The organism is Desulfobacter postgatei 2ac9 (genome assembly GCF_000233695.2).
GTDB classification, from domain to species: domain Bacteria; phylum Desulfobacterota; class Desulfobacteria; order Desulfobacterales; family Desulfobacteraceae; genus Desulfobacter; species Desulfobacter postgatei.
The window spans coordinates 1,205,030-1,220,833 of the sequence record NZ_CM001488.1 but is presented as its reverse complement, the minus strand read 5'-3'; the positions used below and the strand labels follow the sequence as shown (position 1 = coordinate 1,220,833).

Genomic DNA, 15,804 nt, shown 5'->3' with positions numbered 1-15,804 from the left:
TTAAAATGCTTTTTCGGGCTTGATGTGCGAACGTAAAACCACCTCCAAGGATTTGAAGTCATTATCGATAAATTCTCTTTCGGAAATTGCTATCAAATGATTCTCCACCATGATTAAACAGCTACAGGGGTAAGGATAAAAACATCTGCAAGTTGAGTGGCGGTTTTTACATCCCCTCTTCTTAGAGCATCGCGAACATCGTCCAACTTTAATGCGTCATCAAGTGACAAATAGGGTGACCAACCATCGTCAGTATCAATCAGCTCAATGTTAACCTTAGCTACATACTGTCCTTCATGAATTAATTTTTGATGATCTCTTTTTTTCATTGTTTTCTCCTCATCAAATCATTTGACCACCTATTTGGATCTGGTCTGTATGCAGTAACTAAAACAGCAGGCGATGAAGAACCTTTAGGTATTCCCCATACTGCATGGATGGGATTACCTTGACGGTCTTTTTGTAAAACCAAAACACAAGATCCCTTAAAATAATCGGGATAATCTTCAACGACTATTCCGTTAGCGACACCTGATATAATATCATTCACAGAAATTGCATCTTCAGCAAGCTCATCATATCCATGGTCTGATATCATCACTTCTCTATGCTTGACCAAAGCCATAATCTGCTCAAGTGTCTTGCTTATTTCCATTATAACATAATTCCTTCAACAACACGAAGTTCACGAAGATATTAGCGCAATATACTTCGTGTTCTTCGTGAACTTCGTGGTTTTAATTTGAAAGCATCTTAACTTTATGACATTGAACCCCTTTTATAAACAATCCGACCGCCAACAATGGTCAAAACAGCCGCACCCGTAAGCCTGCGACCGGCAAAAGGCGTATTGCGTCCTTTGCTGACAAACAAATTTGGATCGACAATCCAGTCGGCATCCATATTAATCAGGGTGAGATCTGCCGGATTTCCCGGTACAATATCGTTGTTGATCCCCATGAGATCTGCCGGGGCTTTAGCCATTTTTTGCACCAGCTGCGCCAGGGTCAAATGGCCCTGGGCCACAAGCGCCAGGCTTAGCCCCAAGGAGGTTTCAAGACCCACAATACCGAATGCGGCAAGGTCGAATTCCACCTGTTTTTCATCCTCGGCATGGGGGGCATGGTCCGTGGCAATCATGTCAATGGTGCCGTCGGTCAGCCCCTCAATAATGGCTGCCCGGTCCTTTTCACTGCGCAATGGCGGATTCATCTTGAAATTGGTGTCATAGGCAGGCATATCCGCATCCGTGAGGGTGAAATAATGGGGAGCGGTTTCACAGGTGACCGGCAGCCCCTTTGCCTTGGCCGCACGGATGGCCTCAATGGACTGGGCCGTACTCATGTGGCAGAAATGCACCCTGGCGCCCGTCAGTTCAGCCAGGGCAATATCCCGCATCACCATGACGGATTCAGCAGCATTGGGAATCCCTTTTATCCCCATCACCGTGGCAGGCAGACCTTCGTTCATGGCTCCGCCATCGGCAAGCCGCTTGTCTTCAGCGTGAACAAGCACAGGCAATTCTAAGGATTTGCAGTATTCCAGGGTCCGCCTCATGAGCTGGGAATCGGTTACCGGCATACCGTCATCGGTCACGGCCCGGATCCCGGCTTTTTTCATATCCGCAATATCGTTGAGCTTTTCTCCTTCAAGATTTCTGGAAATGGCCCCCACCGGATATACCCTGGAGGCATTTGCCTTTTTGGCCTGGGAGAGGATAAAGGCGGTAACCTGGGCATTGTCGTTCACGGGTTTGGTATTGGGCATGGCACAGACCGCGGTGATCCCTCCGGCAGCGGCAGCCTTTAATCCCGTCTCTATGGTCTCTTTATATTCCTGGCCGGGCTCGCGCAAATGCACATGCACATCTATAAGCCCCGGCACGGCAATCAGGCCCTGGCCGTCAATCACTTTGACATCGCTGGCATCTTTGGCAACTTCCGGCAACTGTCCCGGTTCCGACACCGCCTCAAACAGGCCGTCTTTTATACTGATATCCCTTATACCTTCAATGTTGCCCGGATCAACGACCCGGACGCCTTTAATTTGAATCTGCATTTCTACTGCCTCCTGCCACCAGATAAAAAAGAGCCATGCGAAGGGCCACCCCATTGGTCACCTGGTCCAGAATGACGGATTGTTCCCCATCCGCCACCAGGGTTGAAATCTCAACGCCCCGGTTCAACGGCCCCGGGTGCATGATCAGAGCATCCTTTGCCGCCAGGGCCAATCGTGTCTGATTCAGCCCGTAAAGTGCCGCATATTCGCGCTCACTTGGAAAAAGCAGGCTGCCCCCCTGGCGCTCCTTTTGAATCCTGAGCATCATGACCACATCTGCATCTGCCACACACGCGTCCATATCCCTGGCCACGGTACATCCCATATGTTCAATGCCCACGGGAATCATGGTCCCTGGCGCACAGATGGTTACATGAGCCCCCATTCTGGATAAACCGACTATATTAGACCGGGCCACCCTGGAATGGGAAATATCGCCGACAATGGAAACCCTTAACCCCTCAAACCCGCCTTTTTCCTCCTGGATCGTCATCATGTCCAAAAGGGCCTGGGAGGGATGGGCATGGGTACCGTCTCCGGCGTTGATAACCGAGCATTGCACCCACTTCGCCACCTGGCTCGCCGCGCCCGAAGATGAATGGCGCATCACGATGATATCAGGCTTCATGGACTCAAGGGTCCTGACCGTATCCCTTAACGTTTCCCCCTTGACAATGCTGGAGGAGGACTTGGATATGGCCACCGTGTCTGCAGAAAGACGCTTGCCGGCCAACTCAAAAGAGATCTTGGTCCGGGTTGACGGCTCCTGGAAAAAAAGCACAATGGTTTTGCCGCGGAGGGTGGGCACTTTTTTAACGGCCCGCTGGGAGATCTCCTTCATCCCCCGGGCAGTGTCCAGGATATACGTGATCTCCTCACGGCTCAGGGAATCAATATCCAGAATATCTTTTTTTTCAAACCGCATATGTAGTATTCCTTAAAACAGCAACGTGCCGATCCGGTTAAAACGGACGCTGAAATGGGCCTTGTCCCAGGACCAGTAAATAATCATGGCTTCGCCCCGCACTTCACTTAAATCCACAAAACCCCAGAACCGCGAGTCATGGCTGTTGTCCCGGTTGTCTCCCATGACAAAAAGCTTGTTGGCAGGCACGATGATTTTTCTTAAGTTATCCCGGGTGGTAATCTGACCCGGCAGAATCCGAAAATCCTTGTACTGGGCCCAGGGCTGGTCAGTGACAACTTTATCATTGACATACAGCTTTTTATTCACAATTTCCAGGGTGTCGCCTGCAACGGCAACAACCCGCTTGATATAATCCTTGGACGGATCTTCCGGATATTTGAACACCACAATGTCATTGTGCTGGGGATTTTTCACCGGGATCAGGGTTTTTCCGTCGGTAAAAGGAATTTTCACCCCGTAAATAAATTTATTGACAAGAATCTGATCTCCGATCTGAAGCGTCTCAAGCATTGAACCCGAAGGGATCTTAAAGGCCTGGACAATAAAGGCACGGATAAACAGAGCAATCACAACGGCAATGAGAATCGCTTCAATATTCTCCCGCCAGGCGTTTTTCTTTTTTTTAGTCATTATTTTTTAATCTCTTATCAGCAGAACAGATGCTGGGGGACCCCGATATAAAATCTGGATTTCTGGATTTCGGTTTTCAGAATCTGGGCAATCTTTCTTGCCTTGACCATACTGGATAAAGGCACCGTGGGAACGGGTTCCCCCTTGATCATGATGGTGCCGCTTTTAAGCTCGGCATAACTGACCTGACCGTAAGACTTGGAGATGCCTTTGGGGTAATCATATCCGTAGTCGATGATTTGTGTAAAAATCTCTTCATCAGAAACTGACGTATATTTGAGGATCTCTTCATTTAAAATGGGAATGGGGATGCCAAGCCCCACAGACAGCGACACCCCATAGCCGCGGATGCTCTGCCCCACCAGCCACTCGGGAGACATCTGCTTAAGGTCCCCGATAACGGATAAGGTCCCGGCCCCGCTCAAGGGCACGCCGTTCAGGCCTCTGTCCACATCTTTTTTATGCTGGGTACCGGTCCAGGTCACGTATCCCTGGGCGCCGCCCAGGAAAATCCTTGTACCCAACCCGATGGTTTTCAAATAGGGATCGTTGAACAAAGGGCTCAAACAACCGGAAGTGGAATAGTTGGCATTGGCCATATTTGGTTTAAGGGTGCCCATGTATGTGTACTTTGTCTTGTCCGAGCGGTTGATGGCGCAATTATAGTTCTGATATGCATTTCTCGGGTTACACAGGATGGCATTGGGCAAATCCTTTAAGGTGACCGTTTTCTCAATTGCAAGATTGGGATAACAATCGGTACCGTAACTTTCCGCCTTCACGTGTACCTGTTTACCGGCCACAAGATCCTGAATGACATGCCCGCCCCCGTAATTGAACTCACCCGGGTGATATTTATTCAAGGGATCTTCTTCACAAACAGCCGTGGCCCCCAGATAGCAGTCCACCGCTGCAATGGCCGAATAGGCCGGTACATTGTTGAACCAGGTTTTGGTCGTGCGAATCACAGGCGAGGACTGGCCGATATTTATAAACGCCCCGGATGAACACATGGGCGCAAAGGTCCCGGTGGTCACCACATCCACTTTGCGGGCCGCTTCCACAACCCCTTCTTTTGCCGCGATATCAATAATCTCTTCCGCCGTCACCACCACAGCCTCTCCAGCCGCAATCTTGGCGTTTATCTCTTCGTAGGTCTTATTCACCTGACAGGTACTCATGATTTAAATTGTCCTGATTGTCTTTAAAGGTTATACGTTTACTGAATCTGCGCTTTAACAGACTCAATTTTTGAGGTGATGTTGTTTGTTATCCAGACCGGATCCCACCACTCCACGGGGTTGATAAACACATTGTGAAGCATCATGGAAAAATGCAGATGATCGCCTCCGGCAAGCCCGGTCAGGCCGGTTCGGCCAATGATATCATCCTTTTTGACCATATCGCCTTTGGCCACGCTCATCTGGCTTAAATGGGCATAAAGGCTGGCAAGACCAAGCCCGTGGTCAATGATAACGGTATTTCCGAAAATACCGACATTTTCCGCCATGATGATCCGTCCATTGTTGGTCGCCCCCACCGGCGCATTGGATGTAGAGGCCAGGTCAATACCCAGATGGGTAGAATGACTGACAACCTTTCCATTGTATTTGTATGTGCGTTTATCTGCGAACTGTGCCCGGTTTGCAGCCCCGGAAAGGCGGTTGAAACGATCTTGCCACATCAACTCGGTACGGGTATCCGAAGGCACTTTAAGTACGGTTTCCACATTCTGTCGGCGAAGGGTTTCGTTAATATATAAAAATTTTGCCAGCAAAGGATTCTGTTCGGTCAAAAATTGCGCTTCCAGGGGGCCTAAGTCAAAGTCCGGCATTTTGAATTCCAGAAAACCGTCTGAGATGTTCAGGGTGTCCGACCTGAAGGTCTTATCTTTAATGTAATGATAAAATCCGCGCTTGGTCTCATTTCCGGCAGGATCCCGGGCTTCTACCAAAATACGGGTATCAGGTCCCTGGGTGTGGGACAGAGCAAAGAGGGCTGTAATTACCATAGGGTCATTAAATACACCGGAATATCCGGGAAAAAAATTCTCCCCTACCCTGACGCCGCTTTGAACATTTTCTTCATCAAGTTTGTAAATCACAAGGCCGACCCCGCCCTTGGACACATTATGCTGGGAGGTTAAAACCTGGAATCGGGGCGGCACCGTATCAATGATCACCGGCCGCTCTTCGTAAAAGCGGTTGCCTTTGGTCCATTTACGCCAGGCATAATCCGTTACAACAATCCGGATAACGGCCTGGCCGTCGCTCATCCCGTATTTACCCGTCTCAACGGGAATCACAAAGGTATCTGACACGATTGCATTATCACTGAACAAAGAGAGAATGGAAGCGGGTGGATAAGATTTATCCAAAAGGACTTTTTCATTATCTTTTTGCACTATGGAAACAGTGACATGCCTCAAACCGGCCCCTTTATCCGTTGCGGTCATGTTTATTTCATAGGATTGTTTCAGATACCGGGAGGGCAAACTGATATCAGCTTGGGGGAGATCGCCCTCATATTTGCAAAACAGAACCCAGCCCACAGGCACGACAATTGCCAGAAATACAATCAGAAACAGTGTCCTTTTCATCAAACAACCTTATTTTTCAAGAAGTTAGACGACCACATTAAAAACGAATTTAGGATATCAGCAAACGCCTTTCTTATCAAGGAATTTTCCCCGGCACTGATCCACCTTGACATTTACCCGGACGAATAATAATTAGGGCTATCATCATTTGTTTTTTTTTGTTTGAAGGATAAGCTCTATGACAAACTTTTTTTTTGACCTGACCCATAACAATCCAGATCGTTTTTTTCTCATTGCCGGACCCTGTGTTATAGAGGATTTAGACACAAGCCTTGGCATTGCAAAATACCTGAAACAGGTCACAAGCGACTTAGGTATTCCTTATATTTTCAAAGCATCCTATGACAAAGCAAACCGCACTTCGGTTCAGTCATTCAGAGGTCCCGGCCCCGAACGCGGCCTTGAAATCCTAAAACAGATCAAAACAGAACTGAACATCCCTGTTCTTTCGGACATTCACTTGCCTGACCAGGCGGAAAAATCTGCACGAGTACTTGATATTATACAGATCCCTGCATTTTTATGCCGACAGACAGACCTGATTTTGGCCGCCTGCAGGACAGGTAAACCTGTAAATATTAAAAAAGGGCAGTTCCTTGCACCGGCCGATTGCCGGAATATCGTTGAGAAAGCCGAATCTACAGGGAACCGTGACATTGCGATCACGGAACGCGGTACTTGTTTCGGATATAACAACCTTGTGGTGGATTTCAGATCCATACAGATTCTACGGGAATTGGGCCTGCCCGTAATTTTTGATGCCACCCACAGTGTGCAGCTTCCCGGCGGCAGCGGCAATGCATCGGCAGGGGAAAGACAGTTTGTAGCACCCCTTGCAAGGGCCGCAGTGGTCTGCGGTGCCCACGGCCTGTTCATGGAAACCCACCCCGATCCGGACAAAGCCTTGTGCGACGGACCGAACTCCATCCCCTTAAGTCAAATGAAAAATCTTTTGACCCATCTGGTTAATATCAGAAAAGTTGCAGGACCGTCTCTATGACAACACCATTGGCAGATATCCGGCTGCTGCTTTTAGACGTGGACGGGGTCCTCACCGACGGCAGCATTACCTATACAGACACAGGTGAACAGATCAAAAGCTTTAATGTCAAAGACGGTCTAGGTATTCGCCTGCTCATGGAGGCAGGCGTTGAGGTGGGGATTGTCACGGCAAGGATCTCCGGGGCCCTGCGCCACCGGTGCGACAATCTGGGCATCACCCTGGTTGTTGACGGTACCAAGGACAAGGCCAAGGCATTGGAATCCATATCCGCAAACACTCAAATCAACACCGCACATATTGCATTCATGGGAGATGACCTGATAGACCTGCCCGCCATGACCCGGGCCGGATTTGCCTTTACAGTGGCCGACGCCCCTGCTGAAGTTAAAACCCGGGCAGATATGATTACGGATCTGCCCGGGGGAAAAGGTGCTGTCCGCCAGGCTTGTGAAGCCATTCTCAAAGCCAAAGGGCTTTGGGAAAAGTCCGTTTCAAGATTTTTGTCATGAAAAGCGTCGGCAAAAAGAACCTGATACTGCCCCTGGCTGTGCTTTTAGGCCTCATTCTTGTTGGCGTCGGTGCTTATTATTACATCAACCACCTGCTCACCACGCCTATCAAGCTTGAAAATATTGAGCTGGATGACAAGGCTGCACTTAAACTTAACGCCCTTGAGCAGATTTCCAAAAAAAACGGAATTACCGAATGGAAGCTCAAAGCATCCAGCGCCACCCTGCTCAAAGACCCGAAAAAAGCGGTCCTTGAAGATGTGGACATTATTTTTTACACAAAGCAAAATGTACAAGTTCACCTTACAGCAACCCGGGGAGAACTCGACACCAGTACCCATGACATGATCTTATCAGAGAATGTTACTATCCGGTATCAGCAATACACCCTGACAAGTGAAACATTGCATTATGCCAAAAAACCGCATATAATACGCTCTGATTCAAGGGTTACATTTGATGACGTAGACTCCGTGATAAAAGCTGACAGCATGGAGATCCGGCTAAACCAGGATCTGATCATCTTAGAAGGACACGTAGAAGGACAATTTAGTGAAAATAGTCAGAATACCAATAGCTTATAATATTTCTCTGGTTTTGTTGCTGGTGCTGTCGTCTCTTTTTGCACAGGTATCCTTTGCAGCCCAGCAGAACGCAACTGCTGAGAAAAAACAGCCGCCGACAGACCTGAAAATTACTTCGGATAAAATGGTCGCCGACAAAAACCAATCCATGGTGGAATTTATCGGAAACGTCAAAGCGATTCGGGCGGACAGTGTGCTTTTAGCAAATTCGATCAAAGTATTTTTTCATACTTCAAAAACCAAAAAGGAAGGCCAATCAAACGTCAAACGGATTCTTGCCACGGGGAATGTGGAATATACCGAAGGGGAGCGCAAAGCGTTCTCGGATCAGGCGGATTATGACACCGCAGATGAAATACTGGTGCTCACAGGGGAAAAAGCCCGTCTGCTTACGGGAAAAAGCTGGATCTCCGGCAAAAAAATAACCCTGTTTAAGGCCCAGGACCGGGTGGTTGTGGAAAGTACCGAAAAAAACAGGGTTGAAGCATTTTTTGATGCCGAAGATCAGGATGGTTCTTTATAAATGAGCCGACTGGTACTGGAAAAACTTGTAAAGACCTATGGCGGTAAAACCGTGGTGAATCAGGTCAGCCTGACCGTTGACCAGGGTCAGGTCACCGGGCTTCTAGGACCCAACGGTGCCGGAAAGACCACGACCTTTTATATGACCGTGGGCATGATCCGGCCGGACAAAGGCACGGTCCATCTTGACGGGGAGGATATAACCCGCTACCCCATGTATGTCAGGGCCAGAAAGGGCATTGGTTACCTGCCCCAGGAGACCTCTATATTTAAAAAACTGACTGTCAGGGAAAATATAACGGCCATTCTGGAGGTTATTGACAAAAAAGTCGCTGACATCAACCGGAAAGCCGAAACCCTGATGGAAGAACTTGGGATACTGGCCTTGGCCGGACAAAAGGCGACTTCCCTGTCCGGTGGAGAAAAGCGCCGTCTGGAAATTTCAAGGGTTCTTGCCACAGACCCCTTGTTCATCCTACTGGACGAACCCTTTGCCGGCATTGATCCTTTGGCTGTTATTGATATCCAGCAAATCATTTCCCAGCTTACCGACAAAGGCATCGGAATATTGATTTCCGATCACAATGTCAGGGAAACATTAGGCGTATGCAACACAGCTTATATTATGAGCCAGGGTATGGTTATGGAATCAGGCCCTCCCGAAAAAATTATTTCAAGCAAAGTAGCCAAACGCATTTACCTGGGAGACAATTTTAGACTTTAATCATGGAACTTGGATTACAACAAAGCCTTGCACTGACCCAGCAGCTGGTCATGACACCCCAGCTCCAACAGGCTATCAAACTGCTTCAGCTCTCCAGGCTTGAACTTGCCGAAATGATCCAGCAGGAAATGGAGCAAAATCCGGCGCTTGAAGAAATCTCCATTGATGAGGCCTCTGACAAAGCCATCACGGCCCAGGAAACCGAAACCCGGACAGCTGAAATAGAAGCCCCTGTCAAAGAAGTTACCATTGAAGAGCGGGTGCGCTCGGATACGGACTGGGAAAACTATATCAATGAATATAACTCCACCGGTAGAATCTACATGGAGTCTGAAAACAGTGAAGCGCCCAATTACGAATCATTTACATCCGAGAAACAAACCCTTGAAGCCCATTTAAAGTGGCAGTTGATGCTTTCGGATCTGCCGGACGAAGAGGAGCGACTGGGTCATGTCATCATCGGCAACCTGAACCGGGACGGATATTTATGCGCCGACGTGGAGGAGTTGGCCCAGAGTGCCGGGGCCGATATTGAAACCGTTGAAAAAGTGCTGGCTGTACTCCAGACCTTTGACCCCCCCGGCGTGTGTGCCAGAAACCTGTGCGAGACGCTTTTGATTCAAGTCCGGCAACTGGGCATTGAAAACGATATCATCACCCGGATTATTACGGATCATCTCAAAAATCTTGAAAACAGAAACAGTAAAAAAATTGCCAATGCCCTTAAAATTTCCGTTGAGGATGTGCGGGCTGCAGTAAAAATCATCCAGTTTCTTGAACCCAAGCCCGGCAGAAAATTTGCCACGGAGGAACCCGCCTACATCACCCCGGATATCTATGTTTACAAAGTCGGGGATGATTTTAAGATTGTGATGAACGATGACGGCCTTCCCAAATTAAAAATTTCAAGATTCTACAGGGAAGCCGTAGCCACCGGCAAAAAAATACCCAAGGAGACCAAGACCTATCTTAATGAAAAGATGCAGTCCGCCTCCTGGCTGATAAAATCCATTCATCAACGCCAGAAAACCATCTATCTGGTGATGGAAAGCATCATCAAGTTTCAAAGGGATTTTTTTGAAAAGGGCATTGCCTATCTGCGGCCTTTGATTTTAAAAGATATTGCCGAAGATATTGAAATGCATGAGTCTACGATCAGCCGGGTGACCACAAACAAATACGCGTACACCCCCCAGGGACTATTTGAGTTGAAATATTTTTTCAACAGCTCCATAGAACGGGGGGACGGACCTTCCATGGCATCGGCCAGCGTCAAGGAGAGAATAAGACAACTCATTGACAATGAAGATCCCAACGCACCCTTAAGTGACGATAAAATCGCCGCAATTCTGCAGGAATCAGATATTCAGATTGCCCGGCGAACCGTGGCAAAATACAGAAAGGTACTCAATATTCTGCCGTCCAACAAACGCAAACAATTATAGGGAGAGCTCATCTATGCAAGTCACCATCACGTTCAAACAGATAGAAGCATCCGATCCCCTGAAATCCTATGTAAATAAAAAGCTTAAACGGTTTGACAAGATGCTGGAGGGTCCGGCCGAGGCCAATGTTGTCTTAAGCGTTGAAAAAATAAGGCATATTGCCGAAATAACGTTAACCAGCGGCTCGCTGAACATCCATGCCAAGGAAGCGTCCGAAAGCATGTATGCCGCCATTGATATCCTGGCGGATAAAGTCAAAAGCCAGATCACAAAACACAAAGAAAAGATAAAGAAACACCTGTTGGGCAACAAGTCAAGCCTGACCGATACCCGTGAGTTCAGCATTGATGAGCCTTTGCCCGGGGACGTGGTTGATATTATTGAAGAACCCCTTGAAACAAAACCCATGGACATTGAGGATGCGGTGATTGAACTGGCGTCGGGCAAAAAATCTTTTTATGTATTCGTTAATGCCCGCACACAAGAGGTCAATGTGATTTATAAACACAATAACGGAAAACTGGGACTAATTGCCCCCCAAGGATAGGATGGCCGGAGCCAATGAAAATCAGTGACATTCTAAAGCTGGACGCTATTATCGCAGACCTGAAAGCCAAAAACAAACCAGAGGCCATAAAAGAACTGTCCCAGGCTGTTTCTCCGGTGGCCGGGGCCGAAGTCGAAGATATCACAGCGGTCCTGCTGGAACGGGAACATTTAGGCTCCACAGGCATCGGCGGCGGCATTGCCATTCCCCACGGCAAGTTGGAGACGGTGAAATCCATTGCTGTTGGATTTGGGCGCAGCATTAAAGGTATTGAGTTTGAGTCTCTGGATAACCGGCCCGTCCATCTTTTCTTTCTGCTTCTGACACCTGAACACTCCACAGGCGGTCATCTGAAAGTTCTTGCCCAGATTTCAAAGCTGCTGAAAATGGATCAGTTTAAAGAACGACTGTTGGCAGCAGGTTCAACAGAGCAGATCCATCAGATCATTCTGGAAAATGACGAAGAATTTTGACAATGGAAAAATTCAAGGTTTATATCATCACCGGCATCTCAGGTTCCGGGAAGACAACGGTTGCCCAGGCATTTGAAGATGCATCCTTTTACTGCATCGACAACATGCCCATGGAGCTTGTGCCCAAGGTGCTTGAGCTGCTGTTGGGGGAAAGCGCCAAAGTCAAGGGCGCAGCCTTTGTGATGGATATGCGGTCAAAAACTTTTTTAAATACATTTGTTTCAGGCGTCTCTGCTTTAGAGGAGATGGGCGTTTCTCCAGTCATCATATTTCTTGAGGCAGATACCCAGACCCTGGTCAAACGGTTCAGTCAAACCCGCAGGCACCACCCGGTGGGTGATAAAAAGAACCTTCTGGAGAGTATCAAGTCTGAAAAACAAGGCATGGCCTCCATCCGCAAGCTGGCCCACCAGATCATTGACACCTCTAATTTCAATGTTCATCAGCTTAAAGCAGAAATACACAACCTTGTATCCAAGGAGACCGGTTTTGAAAACTTGATGAAACTGAATATCATGTCTTTTGGTTACAAATACGGCATCCCGGTGGATGCGGATATTGTGGTGGATCTGCGTTTTCTGGCAAATCCCTATTTTGTGCCGGAACTCAAAGCCCATGACGGAGAATCCGATGCGGTAAAAGTCTTTGTCCTGGAAAACCCGGAGACAAAAACCTTTTTAAAAAAATATAACGACCTTATCGACTATCTCATTCCTTTATATAAAAAAGAAAACAAGGCATATCTAACACTTGCATTGGGCTGTACCGGTGGCCGCCACCGTAGTGTCGCCATTTCCCGGGCCGTATTTGAACGGCTGATGAAAAAGGGGCTGAACCCAAGCTTGCGGCACAGAGACATTGACAGAGACATCAAAGAAACATAACAGGCAAACTATGACAGGAATTCTAATTGTCACCCATGCGAATCTGGGTGCAGCATTAATTGATACCTTGGAGTTCATTTTAGGGACCAAGCAGGAAAAACTCGGGACCATAGCCATAGACATCAAAGAGGATCCGGAAATCTTACGCAACAAAATCAAACAGGGCATTAAAGATGTCTATTGCGAAAATGGCGTTATTATTTTAACCGACATGTTCGGAGGTACACCTTCAAACCTGGCCTACGCCTTTCTTGAAGAAGGAAAGGTGGAGGTGATTTCAGGCGTCAACCTGCCCATTCTTCTCAAAGCCGTAACAACCCGGAAGAAGATGGATATTAAAGCATTGACCGCAGCCCTGATTGAACACGGGAAAAAAAGCATTTCCCTTGCCAGCGACATCCTCAAAGGGACCAGCCGGTCCTTATCCTAACCTGTGCCATGCCTGCTTTCCCCTTTCGGGTATGGACTTAATTTCATTTTTGAAGGAGGCTAATAATGACGGTAAAAATAGGAATTAATGGATTTGGCAGGATCGGACGCATGGTCTTTCGGGCTGCTTTGGAAAATGATGCGATTGAAATTACGGCCATCAATGATTTGACCAACACCGAAACCATTGCCCATCTGCTTAAATATGACTCTGTCCACAGACGCTTACCCAACGAGGTCACCCATGGAGAGGGGTTCATTGCCGTGGATGGGAAACAGATTTTGGTAACCGCGTTAAAGGATCCTGCCCAGATTGCCTGGGCGGATGCCGGCGTGGACATTGTCCTGGAATGCACCGGCCTTTTCAGAAATCGTGAAACTGCGGGCAAACACCTTGAAGGCGGGGCCAAAAAAGTCATCATTTCTGCGCCGGCCAAGGATCCGGATGTCACCATTGTCATGGGCGTAAACCATGAAGATTACGATCCCGGTGCCCATCATATTTTATCCAATGCATCCTGCACCACCAACTGCCTGGCACCTGTAGCCAAAGTTCTGCTGGAAAATTTCGGTATTATATGCGGGCTCATGACCACGATTCACTCCTACACGGGTGACCAGCGCCTGCTTGATTTTCCCCACAAAGACCTGCGCCGGGCCAGGGCAGCCGCCCTCTCCATGATTCCCACCACCACAGGGGCAGCCAAAGCGGTCTCCCTGGTACTGCCCGAGCTTGAAGGCAAGCTCAACGGCCTTGCCGTGCGGGTACCCACACCCAATGTATCCCTTGTGGATCTCGTGGTCACCACCGAGAAAAAGGATCTGACCAAGGAGATGATCAACCAGGCACTTAAAAAGGCGTCCGAAACGAACCTAAAGGGTTATCTGGGCTATTGCGACACACCTCTGGTATCCATTGATCACAACTCTTGTCCGCTTTCTTCCATTGTTGATGCCTCCTGCACGGATGTCATCAACGGAGAGATGGTAAAAATATTTTCATGGTACGACAACGAGGCAGGTTACTCACACCGCATGGTTGATCTGGCTGCCATGGTGGGCAATGCCCTTTAAAGGAGGGAAAAAATGACAAGAATTCCATTGATTGCCGGCAATTGGAAAATGTACAAGACCGGTACCCAGGCTGTTGCTGCCGCAAAACAGCTGGCACACTTAAGCAAAGGTGTGGATGGCGTTGATATTATGATTGCACCCACAACCCTGTCCCTGCCCCTGGTGGCGGCGGCCCTGGGCAAATCGTCCCCGATCCGGCTGGGGGCCCAGAACATTTACCCGGGAACGGAAGGGGCGTTTACCGGTGAAGTGTCCGGTCCGATGATCAAGGATGCCGGTGCCGATTACGTAATTATAGGCCACTCCGAACGTAGACAGTACTTTGGCGAGACCGATGAAAGCGTCCGACTTAAAATCCGTTCTGCCCTTGATGCAGGACTTATTCCGGTTATGTGCATCGGAGAGACCGAAAGCCAGCGGGATGCAGATGAAACTTTTTTTATCCTTGACAAACAGATAACAGATGGGTTAAAAGGCTTTGATCTTGGAGATCTTGACACCCTGATCCTGGCCTATGAGCCGGTATGGGCAATTGGCACCGGAAAGACTGCCGGGCCTGAGCAAGTCAAGGAAGTCCACGGTTTTTTGCGACATCTGCTCAAGGAAAAATACGCAGAGGGTCTGGCTGCAACGATTCGAATTTTATACGGCGGATCAGTAAAGCCAGGAAATATTAAAGACCTGATGCAACTTGAAGATGTCGATGGTGCATTGGTTGGCGGCGCGAGCCTGAACCCGGAAGATTTTAATGAAATTATTAGGTTTTAGACTTTTTTAATATGACAAGTATTTTAGTGGCAATACACGTCGCAGTTTGCATTTTTCTGATACTTGTTGTACTGTTGCAGACCGGCAAAGGCGCAGAGATGGGTGTGTCTATGGGTGGTGCAGGCAGCCAGGCCCTCTTCGGAGCAGCCGGACCTGCAAACATTCTGACCAAAATTACCACGGTCGTGGCCATTATTTTCATGATAACATCTCTGACCTTGGCTTATATGTCAGGGCATCAGTCTCAGTCCAGCGTCATGAAAGGCGTATCTGCACCCGCAGAACAGCAGGCACCAGCATCAGAATGAATATAAATATTTTTTTGCCGAAGTGGTGGAATAGGTAGACACGCACGCTTGAGGGGCGTGTGGGGAGACCCGTGGGAGTTCAAATCTCCCCTTCGGCACCATTAATTTAAAGCCGCGGCATGATTGTCGCGGCTTTTTTTTATAGATTGATATGGACGAAGACAACAAAAGAAATTGTTACAAGTGCCAATTTTTCTATGTCACCTGGGAACCGGCCCATCCAAACGGCTGCAGGGCATTGGGGTTTAAAAGTCGCCAACTGCCCAGCATCACAGTATTCCAGTCTTCAGGAAAGCCCTGTGAATATTTTAAAGAAAAA

Annotated in this window: 20 protein-coding genes and 1 tRNA gene; 14 read left to right on the top strand and 7 right to left on the bottom strand. The window is 48.2% G+C overall.

Translation table 11 applies throughout. The annotated features are described in order from the left end of the window. Positions 1–113: 113 nt before the first annotated feature. The 7 genes from DESPODRAFT_RS05565 to DESPODRAFT_RS05535 all read right to left on the bottom strand — a co-directional run bounded on the left by DESPODRAFT_RS05565 (position 114) and on the right by DESPODRAFT_RS05535 (position 6,215). Entirely contained in the window at positions 114–329 is a 216-nt protein-coding gene (locus DESPODRAFT_RS05565) for a hypothetical protein (RefSeq protein ID WP_004072014.1), read from the bottom strand. Continuing rightward, positions 326–655: a DUF4258 domain-containing protein gene (locus tag DESPODRAFT_RS05560; protein WP_004072013.1), complete on the bottom strand. Its 330-nt coding sequence runs from the start codon at positions 653–655 to the stop codon at positions 326–328. The genes DESPODRAFT_RS05565 and DESPODRAFT_RS05560 overlap by 4 nt, the downstream gene beginning before the upstream one ends. A gap of 104 nt (positions 656–759) precedes the next feature. Next, on the bottom strand, positions 760–2,058 hold the full coding sequence (locus tag DESPODRAFT_RS05555; protein WP_004072012.1) for a dihydroorotase: 1,299 nt from the start codon (positions 2,056–2,058) through the stop codon (positions 760–762). After that, positions 2,042–2,983, bottom strand: a complete 942-nt coding sequence (locus DESPODRAFT_RS05550) for an aspartate carbamoyltransferase catalytic subunit (protein WP_004072011.1) — start codon at positions 2,981–2,983, stop codon at positions 2,042–2,044. Before DESPODRAFT_RS05550 ends, DESPODRAFT_RS05555 begins: the two co-directional genes overlap by 17 nt. 12 nt (positions 2,984–2,995) lie before the next feature. Next, complete coding sequence (gene lepB / locus DESPODRAFT_RS05545) at positions 2,996–3,616, bottom strand: signal peptidase I (protein WP_004072010.1); 621 nt, start codon at positions 3,614–3,616, stop codon at positions 2,996–2,998. A 17-nt stretch (positions 3,617–3,633) separates the two neighbouring features. Then, positions 3,634–4,797: a homocysteine biosynthesis protein gene (locus tag DESPODRAFT_RS05540; RefSeq protein ID WP_004072009.1), complete on the bottom strand. Its 1,164-nt coding sequence runs from the start codon at positions 4,795–4,797 to the stop codon at positions 3,634–3,636. A gap of 38 nt (positions 4,798–4,835) precedes the next feature. Continuing rightward, complete coding sequence (locus tag DESPODRAFT_RS05535; RefSeq protein WP_004072008.1) at positions 4,836–6,215, bottom strand: M23 family metallopeptidase; 1,380 nt, start codon at positions 6,213–6,215, stop codon at positions 4,836–4,838. Between the two features lie 178 nt (positions 6,216–6,393). On the opposite strand from DESPODRAFT_RS05535, the gene kdsA reads away from it, so the two are divergent. From kdsA to DESPODRAFT_RS05465, 14 genes are all read left to right on the top strand, one after another. Further along, on the top strand, positions 6,394–7,215 hold the full coding sequence (kdsA, locus tag DESPODRAFT_RS05530; RefSeq protein ID WP_004072007.1) for a 3-deoxy-8-phosphooctulonate synthase: 822 nt from the start codon (positions 6,394–6,396) through the stop codon (positions 7,213–7,215). Next, a complete protein-coding gene (locus DESPODRAFT_RS05525; protein WP_004072006.1) occupies positions 7,212–7,727 on the top strand; it encodes a KdsC family phosphatase in 516 nt (171 codons plus the stop codon). The genes kdsA and DESPODRAFT_RS05525 overlap by 4 nt, the downstream gene beginning before the upstream one ends. Further along, positions 7,724–8,311, top strand: coding sequence for an LPS export ABC transporter periplasmic protein LptC (lptC, locus tag DESPODRAFT_RS05520; protein WP_004072004.1), 588 nt, complete (start codon positions 7,724–7,726; stop codon positions 8,309–8,311). The genes DESPODRAFT_RS05525 and lptC overlap by 4 nt, the downstream gene beginning before the upstream one ends. Then, positions 8,280–8,834: an LptA/OstA family protein gene (locus DESPODRAFT_RS05515; RefSeq protein ID WP_004072002.1), complete on the top strand. Its 555-nt coding sequence runs from the start codon at positions 8,280–8,282 to the stop codon at positions 8,832–8,834. The genes lptC and DESPODRAFT_RS05515 overlap by 32 nt, the downstream gene beginning before the upstream one ends. Then, positions 8,835–9,557: an LPS export ABC transporter ATP-binding protein gene (gene lptB, locus DESPODRAFT_RS05510; RefSeq protein WP_004072000.1), complete on the top strand. Its 723-nt coding sequence runs from the start codon at positions 8,835–8,837 to the stop codon at positions 9,555–9,557. Between the two features lie 2 nt (positions 9,558–9,559). Beyond that, the gene (rpoN, locus tag DESPODRAFT_RS05505) at positions 9,560–11,002 is read left to right on the top strand and encodes an RNA polymerase factor sigma-54 (protein WP_004071997.1); all 1,443 of its coding nucleotides are present in this window, start codon (positions 9,560–9,562) and stop codon (positions 11,000–11,002) included. Positions 11,003–11,015: 13 nt separating this feature from the next. Beyond that, on the top strand, positions 11,016–11,549 hold the full coding sequence (gene hpf / locus DESPODRAFT_RS05500; protein ID WP_004071995.1) for a ribosome hibernation-promoting factor, HPF/YfiA family: 534 nt from the start codon (positions 11,016–11,018) through the stop codon (positions 11,547–11,549). A gap of 14 nt (positions 11,550–11,563) precedes the next feature. Next, complete coding sequence (locus DESPODRAFT_RS05495; RefSeq protein ID WP_004071993.1) at positions 11,564–12,022, top strand: PTS sugar transporter subunit IIA; 459 nt, start codon at positions 11,564–11,566, stop codon at positions 12,020–12,022. A 2-nt stretch (positions 12,023–12,024) separates the two neighbouring features. Then, complete coding sequence (gene rapZ, locus DESPODRAFT_RS05490) at positions 12,025–12,906, top strand: RNase adapter RapZ (RefSeq protein ID WP_004071991.1); 882 nt, start codon at positions 12,025–12,027, stop codon at positions 12,904–12,906. 10 nt (positions 12,907–12,916) lie between these two features. Further along, positions 12,917–13,336, top strand: a complete 420-nt coding sequence (locus DESPODRAFT_RS05485; protein WP_004071989.1) for a PTS sugar transporter subunit IIA — start codon at positions 12,917–12,919, stop codon at positions 13,334–13,336. Between the two features lie 65 nt (positions 13,337–13,401). Beyond that, positions 13,402–14,409 (top strand): type I glyceraldehyde-3-phosphate dehydrogenase, encoded by a 1,008-nt coding sequence (gap, locus tag DESPODRAFT_RS05480; RefSeq protein WP_004071988.1) that lies wholly within the window; start codon positions 13,402–13,404, stop codon positions 14,407–14,409. Positions 14,410–14,421: 12 nt separating this feature from the next. After that, positions 14,422–15,177: a triose-phosphate isomerase gene (tpiA, locus tag DESPODRAFT_RS05475; protein ID WP_004071986.1), complete on the top strand. Its 756-nt coding sequence runs from the start codon at positions 14,422–14,424 to the stop codon at positions 15,175–15,177. A gap of 11 nt (positions 15,178–15,188) precedes the next feature. Continuing rightward, positions 15,189–15,485 carry a preprotein translocase subunit SecG gene (gene secG / locus DESPODRAFT_RS05470; RefSeq protein WP_004071984.1) on the top strand — a complete coding sequence of 99 codons (297 nt, stop codon included), beginning with the start codon at positions 15,189–15,191 and terminating at the stop codon, positions 15,483–15,485. A gap of 16 nt (positions 15,486–15,501) precedes the next feature. Next, positions 15,502–15,586, top strand: a tRNA-Leu gene (locus DESPODRAFT_RS05465). Positions 15,587–15,804: the final 218 nt, after the last annotated feature.